Raw genomic sequence first — 19,825 nt, forward strand, 5'->3', positions numbered from 1 at the left:
AGTTGGGGGTGCATGTGTTGACAGTACCGGAACATCCTTTTGGACTGATGGCAAAAGTATATCGAGATATATTTCCGCTCGTTCATCAAGAGCTGGACATATGGAAGCAAAAATCAGAATCAATTTATAACAGTGAATTAAAAGCACAGGCAACCGCAAGTATTCGAGACAAAACGTTCCACTGTGAGGGCGGCGGCATACTGGCCTTGTTGTCAGGCAATCAAAAGCAGAAATGCGTCGAGTTTATCATTGCGTATCAAACGATCAGTGATTATCTGGACAATCTGTGCGACCGCAGCACCTCACTTGACCCGCAAGATTTTCGGATGCTCCACACTTCAATGCAGGACGCACTGACAGTGGGAGCAGAACCGCAAAATTATTATCAATTCAGAGAAGAACAGGATGACAGCGGATATTTGCATGAACTGGTCAAAACGTGCCAGCGTGTTCTTGGTTCAATTGAGCACTACGACATGATCAAACCTTATCTGCTTGAACTGTGCGGCTATTATTGCGATTTGCAGGTACATAAGCACGTCATTGAGCATGAGCGTGTCCCGCGGCTTGAGAAGTGGTTTACTCAGTATGAATCAGAGCTGCCTGAGAAGATGGAATGGTATGAATTTTCAGCCTGTGCAGGCTCTACGTTAGGCATATTCTGTCTTGTTGCGTATTCGTTCCAGCCTGATTTCACAGAAAACACCGCTAAAAAAATCCGCAATAGTTATTTTCCTTACATACAAGGTCTTCACATTCTGCTTGATTATTTGATTGATCAAGAGGAGGACTTGCTGGAAGGGGACTTGAATTTTTGCTCGTATTACGAGTCGCATGAAGAAATGATGAAGCGGCTTGAACACTTTATCCAAAAAGCCGACGAACATTTACAAGGCATTCCGCATGAAAACTTCCATCGTTTAATCAATCGCGGCTTGCTGGGCGTTTATTTGTCAGATGATAAAGTGGCTGGCCAAAAGGAAATGGGCCGGCTTGCGAAGAAGCTGATCAAAGCAAGCGGAAAAACCTCCTTTTTCTTTTATATAAACGGCAGAGCCTACCGGAAATTTCAAAAAATGGGCTGGATGAAAAACTCAAAGAAAAAAGCTCAAATCATTTGCTGATTTGAGCTTTTTTTTCGATGGCAACAATAAATGGCGGGTCATTTTGTTGATTGATAAATCCGTATGTTAAGACACGGGCTGCTTGCTGATCCAAGTTCCGGCAAAAGTCAAGCACGTCGTTTTTTTCAGCTTTGCCTTCGGGGTGACCATGATAGACGACCAAAACAATCAGGCCTTCATCTTTCATGATGCTGAGAAGCTGTTCAATTGCTTTGATCGTTGAACTGCCGTTCGTTGTAATCGATTTGTCCCCGCCCGGCAGATAGCCGAGGTTAAACACAGCGGCCGCCACTTTGCCATGTGTTTCCGGTGGAAGGGATTTCGCGATTTTGTCATGGCTTTTGTGAAATAACGTTGTTCGCGCTTGATATGCCTCACCGAGCCGTTCCTTCGTATTGGCCACGGCTGATTCTTGGATGTCGAAAGCGTACACATGGCCGTTTTCACCGACAAGCTCCGCTAAAAACTGCGTATCATGTCCGTTGCCCATCGTTGCATCTATGACAATATCTCCTTCTCCCGCGGCCATTTTCAGCAGTTCCTTGCTGTAAGGAAGAATTTTTTTCAAAATCATAGGGATGATTCCTCCTCAACAAAACGCTGGAAGAACTTCCCTTGATAGCTGCCGCGATTTTCAAGCTCTTTATTAATGGCGCCAAGCACTTCCCATTTGTTAACGCTCCACATCGGCCCAATCATCAATTCTATCGGTCCGTCACCTGTAATGCGGTGGACGATCATTTCCGGCGGAATGATTTCAAGCTGATCGCAGACGAGTTGCACATATTCATCTTGAGAAAGGAATTCGAGTTTTCCCTTTTCATATTGCTTGACCATTGGTGTTCCCTTCAATAGGTGCAGCAGATGGATTTTAATGCCCTGGACGTCCAAATCTGCGACAGCCTTAGCAGTTTCCATCATCATGTCCCGGTCTTCCAAAGGCAGTCCGTTGATAATATGCGAGCAGACACGTATGCCGTGTTTTCTTAATTTATTGACGCCTTCCACATAGCAGTTAAAATCATGTGCGCGGTTGATCAGAAGAGCAGTCCGTTCATGAACCGTTTGAAGCCCAAGCTCCACCCACAAATACGTGCGTTCATTCAGCTCTGCCAAATAGTCAACGACATCATCAGGCAGACAGTCTGGACGTGTGGCGATCGAAATGCCGACCACATCATCAAGCGCGAGGACAGATTCAAATTTCTCACGAAGCACCTCAACGGGCGCGTGCGTGTTGGTGAAAGCCTGAAAATAAGCGATGTATTTGCCGTCCTTCCATTTTTCGTGCATACGGTTTTTGATGTCATGGAATTGCGTAATTAAATCATCGGCCCGGTTCCCGGCAAAATCGCCGGAGCCTGCTGCACTGCAAAATGTACAGCCGCCGTGGGCCACGGTGCCGTCCCGGTTCGGACAGTCAAAGCCGCCGTCCAGCGCCACTTTAAACACCTTATGGCCGAAATGTTCTCTGAGATGATAATTCAATGTATGATAGCGTTTTTCCGTATTTGAATAAGGAAAAGGATTGTTCTGCATCACAATTCATGTGCCTCCTTGCGTACGATTGCATCCTAAAATTGTAGCACGCATTTGACAAGAGAACAAATGAATATCGACCATAAATTACTTTATTGAACGAAGTCAGATGGGGCTACAATATGAATGATGGATTATTTCCATTACCAAGAGGAGGGGTTACTGTGGCAACAAGACAATCAGTAGATGAACATCTCCAGCAATGTATGCAGGCATATGATTATGCTGAAGAACAGCTGACAATCGCTTCTAAACAAGAGCATTATAATGACCAAGAATACAGTGATGCACAAATGCAACTTGAAAATGCGGTAAATGCCTTAAATAAGCTGTGGCTGTCATCAAATGATCAGCAAAGAGAACAGCTGTACAGAATGAGGCTTCAGCTTCAAGCTTTGCAAAATAATATGATCCTGCAGCAACCTCTTGATGTGTAAGAAACGGACCCTTTTGATAAGGGTCCGTTTTTTTTGTAAAAAAGGATTGACTTTGTGGGGCAAAGTATTTATTGTATTAAGTGTACTAATTGAAGTAATACACTATAGACACTGATAAAAAGTCATTTATATATTGAAAGTAAAGGGAGGCAGTTATGAAACATAAAAAACGAAACAAACGTAACCTGCCGATGCTGATCGCGGCATCTGTGATCGCTTGTTCTTTTTTTCTTGTTCTTGTGATGATCGGTTTTGAATGGCAAAAAAGTATAATTGATCAGTTTTATTTATAAAAGGTTCAGATCGTATAGAAAGTAGGGAAGTAAATGATTCAAATCGATCCAAGAAGCTCAACACCTATTTATGAACAAATTATTCAGCAGATGAAAGAGCTTTGTTTGAAAGGGATCATGAAGCCTGGTGATAAGCTTCCTTCTGTCAGAGAATTGGCGACGATCATTATTGCGAATCCGAACACTGTCAGTAAAGCGTATAAAGAGCTTGAGCGAGAGGGGATTATTGAAACGCTTCGAGGCAGAGGGACCTATATATCGGAGAATGCAAAAACGACACTGGTTGAAGGGAAGATGACGATGATTAAAGAGCAACTCAAACAGCTCATCATCGATGCACACTATGCAGGGGTTGAGCTGGAGAAACTGCAAGAATGGATAAAGGAAATCAGCGCTGATGTGAAGGGAGGCGTAGAAAATGATTGAACTACGGCAGCTGTCAAAAACGATTGACGGAAATCAAGTATTAAAAGATGTTTCATTAACAATTGAAAAAGGAGAAATCTTCGGGCTGCTCGGCCGCAATGGGTCAGGCAAAACGACAATGCTTCGCTTAATCCAGCAAATCATTTTCGCCGACAGCGGGACGATTTTGTTTGATGGCGTAGAAATCAAAAAGCATCCGAAGGTCAAACAAAATATCATCTACATGCCTGTTCAAAATCCTTTTTACGACAAGTATACATACAAGCAGCTAGTCGATATCCTAAGAAGAATTTATCCGAAATTTGATGTGACGTACGCGAATGAGCTGATGAACAGATATGAAATTCCAGAAACGAAAAAATACCGCGAGCTGTCGACAGGTTTGAAAAAACAGCTGTCGCTCGTTCTGTCGTTTGCAGCAAGACCGGCGCTGATTCTTCTTGATGAGCCGACGGATGGAATAGACGCGGTGACAAGACATGATGTATTGCAGCTGATGGTCGATGAAGTGGCTGAGCGTGATACGAGCATTCTGATCACCTCTCACAGGCTTGAGGACATAGAGCGGATGTGCAACCGAATCGGTTTTCTCGAAGATAACAGATTGACCAACGTCATGGATCTTGATGAGTTAAAAGAAGAATACATTAAAATTCAAATGGCCTTCGATACAGATGTCAATTTGGCCATCAGAGAACAAAACATTCCGATGCTCGATCAGGCCGGTGTGTTTTACACAGTGCTGATCCCGAAAAGCGATGAGGAGAACAAGAGCTTTTTGAGAGAGCTGAAGCCAAAAGTGTGGAATGAGCTTCCTGTCAACTTGGAAGAAGTGTTCATTGCGAAGTTTGGAGGGAAGCGGAGATGGTAGACCGAGGTCTCCTCTATCGAGAGTGGAAGCAGAATCAAGTGGTAATTGTGTTAAGTATTGTGTTTTTAGTGCTGGCAAATCCCCTCTCTATCGTTAATACGTATTTGTCTTATCAAGGATGTCTTGATCGCCAAGACCCGCAATATTGTGATTTTATTGTGAATTATTCCATAAGCAATCTGATAGATATCAACTGGGTACCGGGTGTCATTTTGGCGGTCTGCTTTCTGGGAATGGAACGTTCGAAAGGCACGATGGATTTTATATTAAGCCTCCCGTATAACAGAAGCCAAATTTTTCAGACGAAATTTTGGTTAGGCGGTTTTGTCATTGTGATGTCTCAATTGATTGGCTTTTTACTTGCATGGCTGCTAATTCTTGTTTATAGGCCTGAACACGTCTACTATTTTGAGCACAGCAGCGTTGGAGTAATCGTGATTAGTTTTATGGCTTTTTCACTGGTGATGGCCGCTGGAGCGTTAACTGGAAATGCTTTTGCCCAGCTATTAACTGCATTTTCTGCCGGAATATTGCCGTATTTAATTGTTGCATTGCCGGTTGGAAACCTTGAAGTTGTTTTTGATGTGAGTATATGGGAATTGTTCCCTTCCCCTGAGAGTTATTTCTCGCTGGCGAGCAATTTATCGTATCTAGTACCGATTAGTTACGTTGGAAATGAATGGCTGACTAACAGTAAATATCTTTTATTGATTCCAGCCGTTATGAGCATGCTATTTTACTTGATTGGCTTAATAAGCTTCAAAAAGCTTCCAAGTGAACGAAACGGACACTTTTTCTTATGGAACAAATTAGATCGTCCGGTGCAAATTCTGGTTATGGCTTTCGGCATCCTTGGGTTTGGTTTATTTGGTTACTATACAGGACATTCCATTATTGGTTATATTTTTGGAATGATCATTGGAGCGGTGGTTGGGTTCTTTGTGAGCTACTTCTCTATTTATAAGAAAACGAAACATTAAGAAATACTTTCGGTTTGGAGGGAAGTGATTTGCCGGACTTTGGGCTGTTTTATAAAGAGTGGAGGCAAAATAAAGCTCTGTTAACCATGATTTTTTTGATATTTATGCTTAGCAATCCTTTTACGATTTTAAATACGTACATCTCGTATCAAGGCTGCGTCGCACATCAGAATGAGTGGGTCGAAACCTGCGTATTTTCGATTAACTATTTAAACGGGACGTCTATCTCAATGTTTTGGATTTGGGGCGTCGTTTTGGCGGTCAGCCAGCTTGGGATTGAACGAAGCAAGGGCTTGTTTGATTTTACATTAAGCCTTCCTTATACACGTGGGCAGATATTTAACGCAAAGTTTATGATGGGCGGAATGGTGATTGTGGTTTCACAAATCACGGGGTATGGATTAGCTGTTTTGCTGGTTATGCTTTTGAAGCCTGATCAGGTTGCTAATTTTCATCACTACAGCCTTGGAATGATCATCATCAGCATGCTGGCTTATTCTTTGGTTATGGCTGGAGGAGCTTTGACAGGCCATATTTTTGCACAGCTGCTGGTCTCATTTACTGTCACCATCATGCCTTTTTTAGTCATTACCCTTCCTGCGATTACTATGGATATCCTTTTTGGCGGGAGAGCGGGATTTTTAGATTACCCTATACCTGAATGGATGCAGTATATATTTCCGATCACATATGTTATTCCAAACTGGGTTGAGGATTCACCGAATTATTTAGTGATTCCGGCTGTCATGAGCATTATTTTCTACCTCATCGGGTACATCAGCTTCGTCAAACTGTCAAATGAACGAAACGGATATTTCTTTTTGTGGAAAGCGTTGGATCGTCCGGTGCAAGTGATCGTCATTATCATTGGCATTTTGGGCTTCGGCTACTTTGGATTTGCTACAAGCGAGAGCTTTGTCGGCTATCTCCTTGGCATGGCTGCAGGCGCTGTGATTGGTTTCTTCATCAGCTATTTTGCGATTTATAAAAAAACAAAACATTTATAAGGGAGAGAGAAAAGATGATTGATGTTCAGCATATTAACCATTCTTTCACGATCGGAAAAAAGGGCCGTGAGAATGAAGTGCCTGTCTTAAAAGATGTCTCGTTGACTGTTGCGAAAGGTGAAATCGCTTGTATCGTCGGACGAAGCGGGTCGGGGAAGTCAACGCTTCTGAATTTGATTTCAGGCTACATCTCACCAACAAAAGGGCGTATTGTGATTAACGGAACTGATGTCACGGGCTTTAATGAAAAGGAATGGGCTCAGTTCCGCCTTGAACACTTTGGGTTTATTTTTCAAAGCTTTCAGCTCATCCCGGGTTTAACGACGTATGAAAATGTTGAAATGCCGCTGGCGTTAAAAGGGATCAAACCGTCCGAGCGCAAGCAAAAGGTACAGGATATGCTGAAGCGCGTTGGTCTTGAAAACCATGCCGCTCATTATCCGAATGAACTGTCAGGCGGCCAGCAGCAGCGTGTCAGCATTGCGAGAGCGTTGATTTTAAATCCGTCGATTATTTTAGCGGATGAGCCGACAGGAAGCCTTGATTCAGAAACGGAACAGGAAGTGCTGAATTTGATTCAACAGCTAAACCGTGAGCGGGGCATTACATTTGTGATCATTACTCACGATGATGAAGTGGCTTCCATCGGACATTCAAAATTTCAGCTTCATGACGGAGTGTTAAAAGGGGGAATTACCGTTGAGGTTTAAGGATCAGGTTCATTTTATTAGAAGAAATATGAAGAAAAACAGATTGCGTGTCTTTATGACAATTCTTGCGACAACAATGGCGTGTGCGTTTTTGGTGGTGCTGTCGTCGGTTGGATTTGGGATTCAAAAGACAATTACTGATATGACAATGAGCCAGCAGATTGTAACGAAAGTCAGTGTAATGGGCAAGGAAGGCGACAAGCCTATTAAAAAAGCTGATTTAGAGAAGTATGACCACGTAAGGTCAGTTGTAGAAAGAACGCAAGTGTATGAACCAAACAAAGCAACTTTAGGCAATCGTACAAATGAAAGCTCAAATTTAATCTTTACCAATATGAATGATGAACTGAAGGCCAATATGGAGTTGGAAAAAGGAAGAGTCGCAAAGTCGGAAAATGAAATCGTAGTAGGATACGACTTTGCAAAGAGATTATTGACGAAAAAAGAATCGGAAGAGTATAACAAAAAAATCGAGGAAGCAAAAGGAAACCCGGAAGATATAAAAGAACCAGAAGGCTATACGAAAGATATTCTGAACAAAACAATTGAATTAAGTGTATCAAAAACAGATCCTAAAACAGGGGATGTCGAAAAAACAAAAACATATGACTTTAAAATTGTTGGTATTACAAAAAAGCCATCTCAAGATTGGATGGAGGACTCAAACATTTTTATCAGTGATCAATTCAAGAAAGATTTTTCGGAATTCTTAGACTTCAAAGACGGAAATGTTGAAAAAAACATTGGTGTTTTTGCTGATAAATTTGAGAACGTGGAACAACTGACAAATGATCTGACAGATGACGGATACTATGTAACCTCGGTGACTACCGAGCTTGAGGGAGCCAACACCTTCTTCATGGTCTTTAAAATCGGACTGATCTTTGTCGGATGTATTGCGGTAATCATCTCAGCGATCGGTATTTTTAACACGATGACGATGGCGGTGACAGAAAGAACGCAGGAAATCGGCATTATGAAAGCGATTGGAGCGAGCCCGTCTATCATTCGCCGAATGTTTCTAATGGAAAGCGCGTATATCGGGATTTTAGGCTGTGTGATTGGGATTATCATTTCTTACGGCGTGAGCTACCTTGTTAACCTTGCCGTTCCGATGATTCTCGCGGCGACAAGTGGGGGAGAAGCGGGCGATTTGAGTTACACATTCTCCTACATTCCGGCGAGCCTTGTCATCATTGCCGTTGTGATTTGCGGAGGAGTTGCGGTGATTTCCGGTATGAACCCGGCGAGAAAAGCGACCAAAACCAACGTGCTGACTGCGTTGAGAAGAGAATTATAATGTGTACGAGCCGGCTGAGACAGCCGGCTTTCTCTATAGCGCATGAAGGTGTTTTGCTATACACTTGATAAAAAAAGGAAAAAGTGCGGTGAGTCGATTGTTTAAACTTTTGCTGATTGAAGATGATGAATCGCTGTTTCATGAAATCAAGGATCGCTTAACGGGATGGTCCTATGATGTATATGGCATTCAGGATTTCAATCAAGTTCTGCAGGAATTTGCGGCGGTTAAGCCTGATTGCGTCATTATTGATGTCCAGCTGCCTAAATTTGACGGGTTTCATTGGTGCCGGCTGATCCGCTCTCGGTCAAATGTTCCGATTCTCTTTTTATCCTCCCGAGATCATCCTGCTGATATGGTGATGTCTATGCAGCTTGGGGCAGATGACTTTATTCAAAAGCCGTTTCATTTTGATGTGCTGATTGCGAAAATCCAAGCGATTTTCCGGCGCGTACATCATTATAATACGGAGCCGAGCACGATCAAAACATGGTGCGGGGCTGCCATAGACGCAGAGCAGAACCTCGTCAGCAATGACGAAGGCTCTGTTGAACTGACTAAAAATGAAATGTTCATTCTAAAACAGCTAATAGAACAAAAAAACAAGATCGTCAGCCGGGAAGAGCTGATCAGAAGCTTGTGGAACGATGAGCGTTTTGTGAGTGATAATACGCTGACCGTCAATGTCAACCGCCTGCGGAAAAAACTGGAGGCCTTGCAGCTTGGCACATATATCGAGACGAAGGTCGGCCAAGGATACATGGCGAAGGAAGAGGATCATTTCTATGATTAAAGCATTCCTTACCGAAAGGCGAAGCTGGATTGCCGTGTTTTTGTTTCAGCAGGTTTTGATTTTATTCGTTGCTTTTGTTGATCCCTCTATTTCATTTGAAAATATTCTTTATATGGTGTATTTGTGCAGCTTGTTTTTTATGATATTTCTTCTTGCCCGCTATCGGAAAGAAACGGCGTTTTATAAAAGCCTGCAAACATGGGAGAACAATCTTGATGTGACAGCGATAAATGAACCGGCAACGCCGTTTGAATCGATGGTTGAAAGAAGCATTACCGGGCAAACGGAACACTTGAAGCAGACCGCAGCCCGGCATCGCTTGGCATTAGAAAATGAAAAAGATGAGCTGATGGCATGGATTCATGAGGTCAAAACCCCATTGACAGCGATGCATTTAATCATTGATAGAATGGAAGACCACGCTTTAAAATCCCAGCTATCATATGAATGGCTTCGTATTCACCTGCTTTTAGATCAGCAGCTGCATCAAAAACGCATATCATTTATTGAAAACGATCTGTCTGTGGAATTCATTCAGCTTCAGCCTTTGATCTTCAAGGAAATCAAAGATTTACAATCGTGGTGTATCCAAAAAGGGATCGGCTTTGATATTCAGCTGGAGGCTGAAGAAGTGCTGAGCGATGCAAAATGGCTGGCGTTTATTATCAGGCAGCTGCTGACAAATGCGGTGAAATACAGCGAAGCCTCTGAAATTGAGATCAAAAGCTTTCAAAAAGGGGAACAGACACAGCTCCAAGTGAAAGACTGTGGCAGGGGCATTGATCAAAAAGATGTGCCGCGTATTTTTGATAAAGGATTTACATCTACAACGGACCACCATGATCAAGCGTCCACTGGCATGGGGCTGTACTTGGCGAAAAAAGCCGCGACGCCGTTATTGATCCATATTGATGTTGATTCGGAGTTCGGTGTGGGGACAGTTTTTACATTAACCTTTCCGAAACGGAATCAATTTGAACGTGTCATAAGCATGTGACGAAAATGTCACATGCTTTTCTTTTTTGTTCGCCGTATCGAAGGAAAAGCCCGGCATTCCTTTTTATAATGAGATTATCCAATATAAAGGAGATTATAGAAATGATGATCTTACAAGCAAATAAAATTCGAAAAAGCTATGGAAACAAGCTGAATAAACAAGAAGTGCTCAAAGGTATTGATATCCATATCCAAAAAGGCGAATTTGTCAGTATTATGGGGGCATCAGGGTCCGGGAAAACCACATTGCTTAACGTGCTGTCTTCGATTGATCAGGTCAGTCACGGAACGATCAACATTAACGGAAACGAAATGACTTCTATGAAGGAAAAGCAACTGGCTGAATTTAGAAAACAGCATTTAGGCTTTATCTTTCAAGATTACAATTTGTTAGACACATTGACAGTGAAAGAAAATATCCTTCTGCCATTATCGATCACGAAGCTATCAAAAAAGGAAGCCAATCGAAAATTCGAGGAAGTTGCAAAGGAGCTGGGAATTTATGAATTGCGGGATAAGTACCCGAATGAAATTTCCGGCGGCCAGAAGCAGAGAACATCCGCCGGGAGAGCGTTTATTCATGATCCAAGCATTATTTTCGCTGATGAACCGACCGGTGCGCTCGATTCAAAATCAGCCTCTGATCTATTAAACAAGCTGAGTCAGCTCAATCAGAAACGCAACGCCACGATTATTATGGTCACCCATGATCCTGTCGCGGCCAGTTACTGCGGGAGAGTCATTTTCATTAAAGACGGGCAAATGTATACACAGCTGAATAAAGGAGGCCAAGACAGGCAGACGTTTTTCCAGGATATTATGAAAACGCAGGGCGTGTTAGGCGGGGTGCAGCATGAACATTAATCAGCTTATCCTGCGAAATTTGAAAAAGAATCTTCGGAATTACTATTTATATGTGTTTGCGCTCATTTTTAGCGTGGCTCTTTATTTCGCCTTTGTCACGCTCCAATATGATCCTGCGATTAACGAAGTGAAGGCTTCAATCAAGGGAGCCGCGGCCATTAAAACCGCTTCGATTTTGCTTGTGGCTGTAGTGGCGATCTTCATTTTATATGCCAATACGATTTTTATTAAAAGACGGAGTAAAGAAATCGGGCTGTTTCAATTAATCGGAATGACGAAGCATAAAATCTTTCGCATCTTAAGTGCAGAAAATATCATGCTGTATTTCGGTTCCTTAGCAATCGGGGTAGTGGCTGGGTTTTCGATATCGAAGCTTGTTTTAATGATTCTGTTCAAAATTGTCGATGTCAAAGCTGATGCGAAACTGCATTTTTCCGAGCAAGCTCTAATCCAAACGATCATTGTATTCTGCGGCATTTACCTTTTGATTATGATCATGAATTATACGTTTATCAAAAAACAAAGTATTTTATCCTTATTTAAAGTGGCGTCTTCCACTGAAGATAAAGTGAAGAAAATATCATTTTTCCAGATGCTGATCGGCGCTTTGGGCATCGTGCTGATTTTGACAGGATACTATGTGTCTTCTGAGCTGTTCGGCGGAAAATTTAAGACCATTAATGAACTATTTGCTGCGATGAGCTTTATCCTGGGGACCGTCATTATCGGGACGTTTCTCTTTTATAAAGGATCGGTGACGTTTATCTCGAACATCATCCGAAAAAGCAAGGGCGGCTACTTAAATATTTCAGAAGTCCTGTCACTATCATCAATCATGTTCAGAATGAAATCGAACGCGTTGCTATTGACGATTATTACAACCGTTTCAGCGCTCGCCATCGGGCTGTTATCGCTCGCTTATATTTCGTATTACTCGGCAGAAAAGACTGCTGAACAAAATGTAGCAGCTGACTTTTCATTCATGAATGAGAAAGATGCCAAACGATTTGAGAGCAGTTTGAGTGAAAATGACATTTCGTATGTTCAAAAAGAAATGCCTGTCCTGCAAGCGTCTTTTGATCTCACAAATATCATGGATGGAACCTCGAAAGAGATGCAGGGCGATCCCAGCAACACACAGCTTGCTGTTGTTAGCGATAAAGATGTAAAAGGAGTCGATGTGGCGACTGGGGAAGCCGTTTTCTCAGGATACACCGACTTGCTGAAAAAAATAATGGTTTTAAAAGATTCCGGCAGCATTAAAGTAAACAGCAAGCATGAGACACAATCATTAGACTATAAAGGATTAAGAGAAGAGTTTCTTGTATCCTACACGTTTACAAGCGGGGGAATGCCCGCAGTCATAGTGGATGACAACCTGTTTAAACAGCTGAACAAAGATAAAGACCCTCACATTCAGCTGGCGCAATCTGAATTTATCGGCATCAATATGAAACATGAGGATCAGCTTGAAAAAGCAAATGAGCTTTTTCATAAGGTGAACAAGAATGATCAGCATTTATCAAGATTGGATACAAGCATTGTGCAAAAATCACTGTTTGGTCTCGTGATGTTCATCGTCGGCTTCTTAGGATTAACGTTCCTGATTACATCAGGATGTATCCTTTATTTTAAACAAATGGGTGAAAGTGAAGATGAAAAACCGAATTATACAATTTTGAGAAAACTCGGTTTTACGCAGGGCGACCTGATAAAGGGGATACGCATCAAACAAATGTACAACTTCGGCATTCCACTTGTTGTCGGCCTCTTCCACAGCTACTTTGCCGTCCAATCCGGCTGGTTCTTATTCGGATCTGAGGTGTGGACACCGATGATAGTGGTGATGGTGTTATATACTGCGCTCTACTCGATTTTTGGTTTTTTGTCAGTGCTTTATTATAAGAAGGTTATTAAATCGTCGTTGTGAAACAGCAAAAGCTCCAGAGATTCTGGAGCTTTTTGTTTATCGTTTTGGCGCCCGGTAGCCGGCGGCTTCAGCTTCTTCAACTGAACAAAACATTTCAGCCGGGTCGGTTGTCCGGTCATAGTATGTACTGCCCGGCGTGTGGTAGATGCCGTTTTTGCTTCCTTTAATATTACAGCCTTCTGCTGTGTCAGCTGTTGTGGCTTCATCACTTTTATATGTATTGCTTGAAGAATTTCCAGTGTCTTCATGAGAACTGGCAGTTTGGCTCTTTGCCTCTTTCAATTGCTTTTCAAGCTTTGTTTTATCTTGGTGTAGTGTTTCATTTTCAGCCTTTACCGTTTTTGTATCTTCTTTGAGCTTTTTTTGATTTTCTTGAAGCGCTTTAATCTCAGCTTGTAATGATTTCTGAGTCTTTTTTAGTTCGCTATTTTCTTTTTCAAGCTGTTTAAGCTTGTCCTGATCTTCTGTGTTGTTTTTCAATTTTTTTGCTTCAGAGCTGACAGATTTATATTCTTTCTCAAGTGCTTCATGCTCTTTTGTGAGACTTTTATATTCGGCGTGTAGCGCTGAATATTTTTTCTCAGCATTTGCTGCAGCAGCATCAGGTTCTGACAATCCTGCTCCGGTGAAAAGCAGTACCAGGCCTCCTATCAAAAGCGGCCAAAAGAGTTTCTTAGAGAAACGTTTTTCCTTTTTCAGCATATATCTGACGAGGTGATACAATCCATAGCCAAGCGAAATGAGACATGCGAGAAAACCTAAGAATGCTAATACCATTTCCATAATATTACCCCTTTTTCTACTTATTTTACATTTTTTAAACAATATTTGTTAGATTTTTTCACGCTCATCAGTTGAAAAATGTGAGACAGAGAGATAGAATGAATGTGCTATGATAACTCGATTCGTACGGAGCCGTTTTTAGGTTTCGTTTTTTTCATGAGCTTTTTTAGGGAAGAAAGGGGGATTAGTATGCCGCGTGCTCTTAAAATTTTAATCATTGGAATGTTTATCAATGTGACGGGTGCTTCTTTTTTATGGCCGCTGAATACGATTTATATCCATAATCATTTAGGAAAGTCATTAACAGTAGCCGGACTTGTGCTGATGCTGAATTCCGGCGCCAGTGTAGCAGGAAATTTATGCGGCGGTTTTTTGTTTGATAAAATCGGCGGCTTTAAATCGATTATGCTTGGGATTGGGATTACGTTAGCAAGCCTGATGGGCCTTGTCTTTTTTCATGAGTGGCCGGCCTATATTGTGTTGCTGACAATTGTGGGCTTTGGTTCCGGTGTTGTTTTTCCGGCCAGCTATGCAATGGCTGGATCGGTGTGGCCTGAAGGGGGAAGGAAGGCATTTAATGCGATCTATGTTGCGCAAAACGCGGGGGTGGCCGTCGGCTCAGCGCTTGGCGGTGTCGTGGCGTCTTTCTCGTTTTCATACGTATTTTTGGCGAATGCTGCATTGTATCTGGTCTTTTTCTTTATCGTATATTTCGGATTTCGAAATATTCAGACGAAGGATGCGTCTCAAACATCGGTGCTTGATTATGATGCTGTAAACAACAAAGCAAAATTTGCTGCGCTCATCATATTAAGCAGCGGCTATGTACTTGGCTGGCTGGCTTATTCCCAGTGGTCTACCACGATTGCTTCGTACACGCAAAGCATTGGAATATCTCTTTCTTTATACAGCGTGCTGTGGACGGTTAACGGAATTTTAATTGTGCTTGGCCAGCCGCTTGTCAGCTTTGTAGTGAAAAAATGGGCGGAGTCGCTGAAAGCGCAAATGGTCATCGGATTTATCATTTTCATTCTATCATTCAGTATGCTGCTGACGGCAAAGCACTTCCCGATGTTTCTGGCTGCCATGGTGATCCTGACTATCGGGGAAATGCTTGTCTGGCCTGCGGTGCCGACGATTGCCAACCAGCTTGCCCCTAAAGGGAAGGAAGGATTTTATCAAGGCTTTGTCAACAGCGCGGCGACAGGCGGCAGAATGATTGGTCCGTTGTTCGGCGGTTTGCTTGTCGATCACTTCGGCATTCAAGCTCTTGTTTTATCTCTTTTGGTTTTGCTGTTGACCAGTATTGCCACAACGCTTTTATATGACAAACGGATAAAACCGGGTAAAGAAACAAATAAGCAAGCATCAATCTCTTCATAATAAAAGATCCCGCCGGATGAGCGGGATCTTTTTACATAATCGGAAGCACGTTCACGGCATCCTTTACATTAGAATATGTTTTCAGCGATGAGAAATTGGCGTCCAGTTTATTCATTTTCATGGCCAATTCAGGCTTAATGCCGGTAATGATTAATTCGGTTCCAGTCAATTTCAGCAAATGGCTCAGCTTGAAAATCTGGTCGGCAGTTTGGTCATTTACTTGGGCCAAACCCGATAAATCAATGATCAAATAATCATCCTTAGATGTTGATAAGATATTCGTTAATGTGCTGACGATGGAATTAAATCGCTCCTCTGTCAGGTTGCCGACTAGCGGAAGAGCCGAAATGCCGTTGCGAATCGGGACAATAGGCGTTGAAAGTGCAGTAATTTCTGTGAGGGAATCCTCGAGAAGCTTTTCATACTCTTTTTGCTGGGTGATGTCTTTTTGAATTCCGACAAAATAGGTCTTGTCTTCGATCTCCAGCGGATCAATACTCAATTCATTCCAGAACATCGTTCCGTCTTTTTTGTAGTTTTGGATCTGAACGGTAACCGGCTCTTTATTTTGCAAAGCAATTCTGATGTTGTCAACTTCAGCGGATTCTGTATGTTTCCCCTGTAAGAAACGGCAGTTCTTTCCTAAAATCTCCCCGGCTTTATAGCCGGTCATTTGAACAAAGCCTTGGTTTACGTAAACAATAGGATTATCTTCGAGTGCAGGATCTGTAATTACCACACCGACTCGGGCGTGATCAAGCGCTTTTTTGATGACTTCCAGCTGTCCTTGTATTCCAAATGATTGAAAACTAGCCATATAAATCCCCCTTAGGCTGTCAGCTAACTGTGCGAAAGCCTGGTATTCCCCTTTTTTTAATGAATTCTACAGTAACCGTAGCACAACACATGTTCTGATTCAAGCAAGCGCAGTTTGATGTTTGTCATCAAGGCTTGTCCTCGTATACACTAAAAATAAGAACAGAGATTGAACATATGAATGGAAGTAGCTAAATGAGTGACTAGGTCAATGTCACTGGGTGAAAAATGAATCCAATGCATCAAGCTTACCGATCATATGTTCACATATAATGGAAGAAACAAGCTTTTCACAGATTTGCCAGTATGTAGATATCGAAAATCATCGGAATTGTTTAAGGGGGCTGGATGGCCTGAAGTCGCTTTACGAAATAAGGGCTTTAGGAAGGTGATGATGAAGATGCTGCATCAGGTACTCATTGCTTGTGTAATTGGAGGAATCATGGGGATTCTCGGTCATGTGAAAAAGAGAGGCAGGCTGGAGAAGCCCAGAATGACGAAGCGGTTTATCTACCTTGGATTTTTGGAAGATTGGTTTATCGGAATGACAGCTTCCATTTTACTTGTATTATCCGCTGACCCCGATTCAGGAATTCAACTTGTCATCTTATCCATTATCTCAGGCTACGGCGGTGAAGCTGTTCTCAGAAGTTTTGACTTTGTAAGAGAAATGAACAGCGGCGGCGAACCGGCCGAGTCCAAACGTCAAACCAAAACTCCACCCGAATAATTGTCCTCAATCTTCGCCCGTTCAGGGTACATTCCCATTGTATACAAACCTGCTTGCACTTATGAACAGAATTCTATAAAATACAGTTAAGATTACGGTTGCGATAAGAACAATGAAGAGGAGCAGTAAGAAGCAGATATTGTTGCAGAGAGTTGACGGCTGGTGAAAGTCAATCAAGTTTGTTTCCGAACTCACCTCAGAGTTGCAGCGGTGAAAAGCCGCTGACGCATAACTGCGTTAAAAGTATCAAGTGAGTGCGGCGCATGCCGCGCTAACGAGGGTGGTACCGCGGGAAAACGAAAGTCTCTCGTCCCTTTTTGGGATGAGGGAGTTTTTTTTAGTTTGGGAATATTCTGAATATAATCCTCTCCTTCCCGTCAATACTTGAACCATAAACGCCGTATTCAATCAGAAGGAGGTTTTTACTTTGAGTTTTCAGCACAAAGAGATAGAAAAGAAATGGCAAACATATTGGCTTGAAAACAAAACATTTGCCACTCTTGATCATAATGAAAAACAAAAATTTTACGCGCTGGACATGTTCCCTTATCCGTCTGGAGCGGGATTGCACGTCGGCCATCCTGAAGGATATACAGCGACAGATATCCTGTCCCGTATGAAGCGTATGCAGGGCTATGATGTCCTTCATCCAATGGGCTGGGATGCATTCGGCCTGCCGGCTGAACAATACGCGCTTGACACAGGGAACGATCCCGCTGTGTTTACGAAGCAGAATATCGATAATTTCCGCCGCCAAATTCAGTCGCTTGGCTTCTCATATGACTGGGATCGTGAAATCAACACGACTGACCCCGAATACTATAAATGGACGCAATGGATTTTCTTAAAGCTTTACGAAAAAGGCCTTGCTTACGTTGACGAAGTGCCTGTAAACTGGTGCCCTGCGCTTGGAACGGTTCTTGCCAACGAAGAAGTCATTGACGGCAAGAGCGAACGCGGCGGCCATCCGGTCGAGAGACGCCCGATGAAGCAGTGGATGCTGAAAATTACAGCATATGCGGACAGGCTTCTTGAAGACTTGGAAGAGCTTGACTGGCCGGAGAGCATTAAAGACATGCAGCGCAACTGGATCGGCCGTTCTGAAGGCGCGCACGTTCATTTTGCTGTAGATGGACACGCTGAATCCTTTACGGTGTTTACGACAAGACCAGATACGCTGTTTGGCGCTACATACACTGTACTTGCTCCGGAACACGCATTGGTGGAAAACATCACAACGGCAGAGCAAAAAGAAGCTGTTGAAGCATATATCAAAGAAATTCAATCAAAGAGTGACCTTGAGCGTACAGATCTTGCGAAAACAAAGACAGGCGTTTTCACAGGAGCTTATGCGATCAATCCTGTAAACGGAGAAAAATTGCCGATCTGGATTGCGGATTACGTTCTTGCTTCATACGGAACAGGTGCTGTTATGGCTGTTCCTGGCCACGATGAGCGTGATTTTGAATTCGCCAAAACATTCGGCCTTCCGGTGAAGGAAGTCGTGAAAGGCGGAAACATTGAGGAAGCAGCGTACACTGGCGACGGCGAGCACGTAAACTCAGATTTTCTGAACGGCCTTAACAAGCAGGAAGCGATTGAGAAAGTGATCGCTTGGCTGGAAGAAACGAAAAACGGCGAAAAGAAAGTGACGTACCGTCTGCGCGACTGGCTCTTCAGCCGCCAGCGTTATTGGGGCGAACCGATTCCGGTCATTCATTGGGAAGACGGAACATCAACGGCTGTGCCGGAAGAGGAGCTGCCGCTGATTTTGCCGAAAACGGATGAAATCAAACCGAGCGGAACAGGCGAATCACCGCTTGCGAACATTAAAGATTGGGTGGAAGTCACAGACCCTCAGACAGGGAAAAAAGGAAGAAGAGAAACGAATACAATGCCGCAATGGGCGGGAAGCTGCTGGTATTTCTTGCGCTATATTGATCCGCGCAATCCGGATCAGCTGGCATCACCAGAGAAATTGGAAAAATGGCTTCCGGTTGATATGTATATCGGCGGCGCAGAACATGCCGTGCTTCACCTTCTGTATGCCCGCTTCTGGCATAAGTTCCTTTATGATATCGGCGTAGTACCGACGAAAGAACCGTTCCAAAAGCTGTACAACCAAGGCATGATTCTCGGCGAAAACAACGAAAAAATGAGTAAATCTAAAGGGAACGTTGTCAACCCTGATGAAATCGTTGCCTCTCATGGCGCTGATACGCTGAGATTGTACGAAATGTTTATGGGACCGCTTGATGCTTCAATCGCCTGGTCTGAATCAGGATTAGACGGCGCGCGCCGCTTCCTAGACCGCGTATGGCGCCTGTTTGTTGAAGACAGTGGTGAGCTTAATGGCAAAATCGTTGAAGGTGCCGGTGAAACATTGGAGCGCGTGTATCATGAAACGGTCATGAAAGTCACAGACCATTATGAAGGCCTTCGTTTCAACACGGGTATTTCCCAGCTGATGGTCTTTATTAATGAAGCGTATAAAGCAACAGAGCTGCCGAAAGAATATATGGAAGGCTTCGTGAAGCTTCTTTCTCCTGTCGCGCCTCACTTAGCGGAAGAGCTTTGGGAGAAGCTTGGCCATTCCGGCACGATTGCATACGAAGCTTGGCCTGTATATGATGAAACAAAACTTGTGGATGATGAAGTTGAAATCGTTGTTCAGCTGAACGGAAAAGTAAAAGCGAAATTACAGGTTCCTGCCGATGCGACGAAAGAACAGCTGGAACAGCTTGCTCAAGCAGATGAAAAGGTCAAAGAGCAGCTTGAAGGCAAAACGATTCGAAAAATCATCGCGGTGCCTGGCAAGCTTGTCAATATTGTGGCAAACTAAG

General features: G+C 43.1%; 20 protein-coding genes and 1 other annotated feature. Of the genes, 16 read left to right on the forward strand and 4 right to left on the reverse strand.

Annotation, left to right across the window (positions count from 1 at the left end; all coding sequences use genetic code 11):
• The first annotated feature begins 17 nt into the window (after positions 1-17).
• Entirely contained in the window at positions 18-1,124 is a 1,107-nt protein-coding gene (gene tbcS, locus Q5C82_RS07860; protein ID WP_003223318.1) for a tetraprenyl-beta-curcumene synthase, read from the forward strand.
• On the opposite strand, the gene Q5C82_RS07865 is transcribed toward tbcS, so the two are convergent.
• Positions 1,114-1,698, reverse strand: coding sequence for a class I SAM-dependent methyltransferase (locus tag Q5C82_RS07865; RefSeq protein WP_003223320.1), 585 nt, complete (start codon positions 1,696-1,698; stop codon positions 1,114-1,116). The genes tbcS and Q5C82_RS07865 overlap by 11 nt on opposite strands.
• A complete protein-coding gene (locus Q5C82_RS07870) occupies positions 1,695-2,666 on the reverse strand; it encodes a TIGR01212 family radical SAM protein (protein ID WP_003223322.1) in 972 nt (323 codons plus the stop codon). The genes Q5C82_RS07865 and Q5C82_RS07870 overlap by 4 nt, the downstream gene beginning before the upstream one ends.
• Before the next feature lie 161 nt (positions 2,667-2,827).
• Here Q5C82_RS07870 and Q5C82_RS07875 point away from each other — a divergent pair, with 161 nt between their 5' ends.
• From Q5C82_RS07875 to Q5C82_RS07930, 12 genes are all read left to right on the forward strand, one after another.
• Complete coding sequence (locus tag Q5C82_RS07875; RefSeq protein ID WP_003223324.1) at positions 2,828-3,100, forward strand: YtzC family protein; 273 nt, start codon at positions 2,828-2,830, stop codon at positions 3,098-3,100.
• A 155-nt stretch (positions 3,101-3,255) separates the two neighbouring features.
• Positions 3,256-3,393 carry a hypothetical protein gene (locus Q5C82_RS07880; RefSeq protein WP_003223326.1) on the forward strand — a complete coding sequence of 46 codons (138 nt, stop codon included), beginning with the start codon at positions 3,256-3,258 and terminating at the stop codon, positions 3,391-3,393.
• 33 nt (positions 3,394-3,426) lie between these two features.
• Positions 3,427-3,819 carry a GntR family transcriptional regulator YtrA gene (gene ytrA, locus Q5C82_RS07885; RefSeq protein WP_003223328.1) on the forward strand — a complete coding sequence of 131 codons (393 nt, stop codon included), beginning with the start codon at positions 3,427-3,429 and terminating at the stop codon, positions 3,817-3,819.
• Positions 3,812-4,690 carry an ABC transporter ATP-binding protein YtrB gene (gene ytrB / locus Q5C82_RS07890; protein ID WP_003223329.1) on the forward strand — a complete coding sequence of 293 codons (879 nt, stop codon included), beginning with the start codon at positions 3,812-3,814 and terminating at the stop codon, positions 4,688-4,690. Before ytrA ends, ytrB begins: the two co-directional genes overlap by 8 nt.
• Entirely contained in the window at positions 4,684-5,670 is a 987-nt protein-coding gene (ytrC, locus tag Q5C82_RS07895) for an ABC transporter permease YtrC (protein ID WP_003223331.1), read from the forward strand. Before ytrB ends, ytrC begins: the two co-directional genes overlap by 7 nt.
• 29 nt (positions 5,671-5,699) lie before the next feature.
• Positions 5,700-6,677: a hypothetical protein gene (locus Q5C82_RS07900; RefSeq protein WP_003223333.1), complete on the forward strand. Its 978-nt coding sequence runs from the start codon at positions 5,700-5,702 to the stop codon at positions 6,675-6,677.
• A gap of 14 nt (positions 6,678-6,691) precedes the next feature.
• On the forward strand, positions 6,692-7,387 hold the full coding sequence (gene ytrE / locus Q5C82_RS07905; protein WP_003223334.1) for an ABC transporter ATP-binding protein YtrE: 696 nt from the start codon (positions 6,692-6,694) through the stop codon (positions 7,385-7,387).
• A complete protein-coding gene (gene ytrF, locus Q5C82_RS07910; protein ID WP_003223336.1) occupies positions 7,377-8,687 on the forward strand; it encodes an ABC transporter permease YtrF in 1,311 nt (436 codons plus the stop codon). Before ytrE ends, ytrF begins: the two co-directional genes overlap by 11 nt.
• Before the next feature lie 97 nt (positions 8,688-8,784).
• A complete protein-coding gene (gene bceR / locus Q5C82_RS07915) occupies positions 8,785-9,480 on the forward strand; it encodes a two-component response regulator BceR (protein WP_013308036.1) in 696 nt (231 codons plus the stop codon).
• Complete coding sequence (locus Q5C82_RS07920) at positions 9,473-10,477, forward strand: HAMP domain-containing histidine kinase (protein ID WP_003223340.1); 1,005 nt, start codon at positions 9,473-9,475, stop codon at positions 10,475-10,477. Before bceR ends, Q5C82_RS07920 begins: the two co-directional genes overlap by 8 nt.
• 101 nt (positions 10,478-10,578) lie before the next feature.
• Positions 10,579-11,340 carry a bacitracin ABC transporter ATP-binding protein BceA gene (gene bceA / locus Q5C82_RS07925; RefSeq protein WP_003223342.1) on the forward strand — a complete coding sequence of 254 codons (762 nt, stop codon included), beginning with the start codon at positions 10,579-10,581 and terminating at the stop codon, positions 11,338-11,340.
• Entirely contained in the window at positions 11,330-13,270 is a 1,941-nt protein-coding gene (locus Q5C82_RS07930) for an ABC transporter permease (protein ID WP_003223344.1), read from the forward strand. Before bceA ends, Q5C82_RS07930 begins: the two co-directional genes overlap by 11 nt.
• Positions 13,271-13,306: 36 nt before the next feature.
• Here the strand turns inward: Q5C82_RS07930 and Q5C82_RS07935 are convergent, their stop codons facing one another.
• A complete protein-coding gene (locus tag Q5C82_RS07935; RefSeq protein WP_003223346.1) occupies positions 13,307-14,053 on the reverse strand; it encodes an LMBR1 domain-containing protein in 747 nt (248 codons plus the stop codon).
• 189 nt (positions 14,054-14,242) lie between these two features.
• On the opposite strand from Q5C82_RS07935, the gene Q5C82_RS07940 reads away from it, so the two are divergent.
• Positions 14,243-15,436 carry an MFS transporter gene (locus Q5C82_RS07940; protein ID WP_003223349.1) on the forward strand — a complete coding sequence of 398 codons (1,194 nt, stop codon included), beginning with the start codon at positions 14,243-14,245 and terminating at the stop codon, positions 15,434-15,436.
• A gap of 31 nt (positions 15,437-15,467) precedes the next feature.
• Here the strand turns inward: Q5C82_RS07940 and Q5C82_RS07945 are convergent, their stop codons facing one another.
• A complete protein-coding gene (locus Q5C82_RS07945) occupies positions 15,468-16,253 on the reverse strand; it encodes a blue-light photoreceptor (RefSeq protein WP_003223351.1) in 786 nt (261 codons plus the stop codon).
• A gap of 393 nt (positions 16,254-16,646) precedes the next feature.
• Here Q5C82_RS07945 and Q5C82_RS07950 point away from each other — a divergent pair, with 393 nt between their 5' ends.
• Positions 16,647-16,982 carry a DUF4257 domain-containing protein gene (locus Q5C82_RS07950; protein ID WP_003223352.1) on the forward strand — a complete coding sequence of 112 codons (336 nt, stop codon included), beginning with the start codon at positions 16,647-16,649 and terminating at the stop codon, positions 16,980-16,982.
• Positions 16,983-17,085: 103 nt separating this feature from the next.
• Positions 17,086-17,300, forward strand: a binding site (T-box leader).
• Positions 17,301-17,409: 109 nt separating this feature from the next.
• On the forward strand, positions 17,410-19,824 hold the full coding sequence (leuS, locus tag Q5C82_RS07955) for a leucine--tRNA ligase (protein ID WP_003223355.1): 2,415 nt from the start codon (positions 17,410-17,412) through the stop codon (positions 19,822-19,824).
• Position 19,825 lies beyond the last annotated feature (1 nt).

It is taken from the genome of uncultured Bacillus sp. (assembly GCF_958411575.1).
Lineage (GTDB): Bacteria > Bacillota > Bacilli > Bacillales > Bacillaceae > Bacillus > Bacillus spizizenii.

What these genes read in the sequence shown, in the direction of transcription:
- Q5C82_RS07865 (WP_003223320.1), bottom strand. Translation starts at nt 1,698, where the DNA reads ATGATTTTGAAAAAAATTCTTCCTTACAGCAAGGAACTGCTGAAAATG.
- Q5C82_RS07880 (WP_003223326.1), top strand. Translation starts at nt 3,256, where the DNA reads ATGAAACATAAAAAACGAAACAAACGTAACCTGCCGATGCTGATCGCG.
- ytrA (WP_003223328.1), top strand. Translation starts at nt 3,427, where the DNA reads ATGATTCAAATCGATCCAAGAAGCTCAACACCTATTTATGAACAAATT.
- ytrB (WP_003223329.1), top strand. Translation starts at nt 3,812, where the DNA reads ATGATTGAACTACGGCAGCTGTCAAAAACGATTGACGGAAATCAAGTA.
- ytrC (WP_003223331.1), top strand. Translation starts at nt 4,684, where the DNA reads ATGGTAGACCGAGGTCTCCTCTATCGAGAGTGGAAGCAGAATCAAGTG.
- ytrE (WP_003223334.1), top strand. Translation starts at nt 6,692, where the DNA reads ATGATTGATGTTCAGCATATTAACCATTCTTTCACGATCGGAAAAAAG.
- Q5C82_RS07920 (WP_003223340.1), top strand. Translation starts at nt 9,473, where the DNA reads ATGATTAAAGCATTCCTTACCGAAAGGCGAAGCTGGATTGCCGTGTTT.
- bceA (WP_003223342.1), top strand. Translation starts at nt 10,579, where the DNA reads ATGATGATCTTACAAGCAAATAAAATTCGAAAAAGCTATGGAAACAAG.
- Q5C82_RS07930 (WP_003223344.1), top strand. Translation starts at nt 11,330, where the DNA reads ATGAACATTAATCAGCTTATCCTGCGAAATTTGAAAAAGAATCTTCGG.
- Q5C82_RS07935 (WP_003223346.1), bottom strand. Translation starts at nt 14,053, where the DNA reads ATGGAAATGGTATTAGCATTCTTAGGTTTTCTCGCATGTCTCATTTCG.
- Q5C82_RS07940 (WP_003223349.1), top strand. Translation starts at nt 14,243, where the DNA reads ATGCCGCGTGCTCTTAAAATTTTAATCATTGGAATGTTTATCAATGTG.
- Q5C82_RS07945 (WP_003223351.1), bottom strand. Translation starts at nt 16,253, where the DNA reads ATGGCTAGTTTTCAATCATTTGGAATACAAGGACAGCTGGAAGTCATC.
- Q5C82_RS07950 (WP_003223352.1), top strand. Translation starts at nt 16,647, where the DNA reads ATGAAGATGCTGCATCAGGTACTCATTGCTTGTGTAATTGGAGGAATC.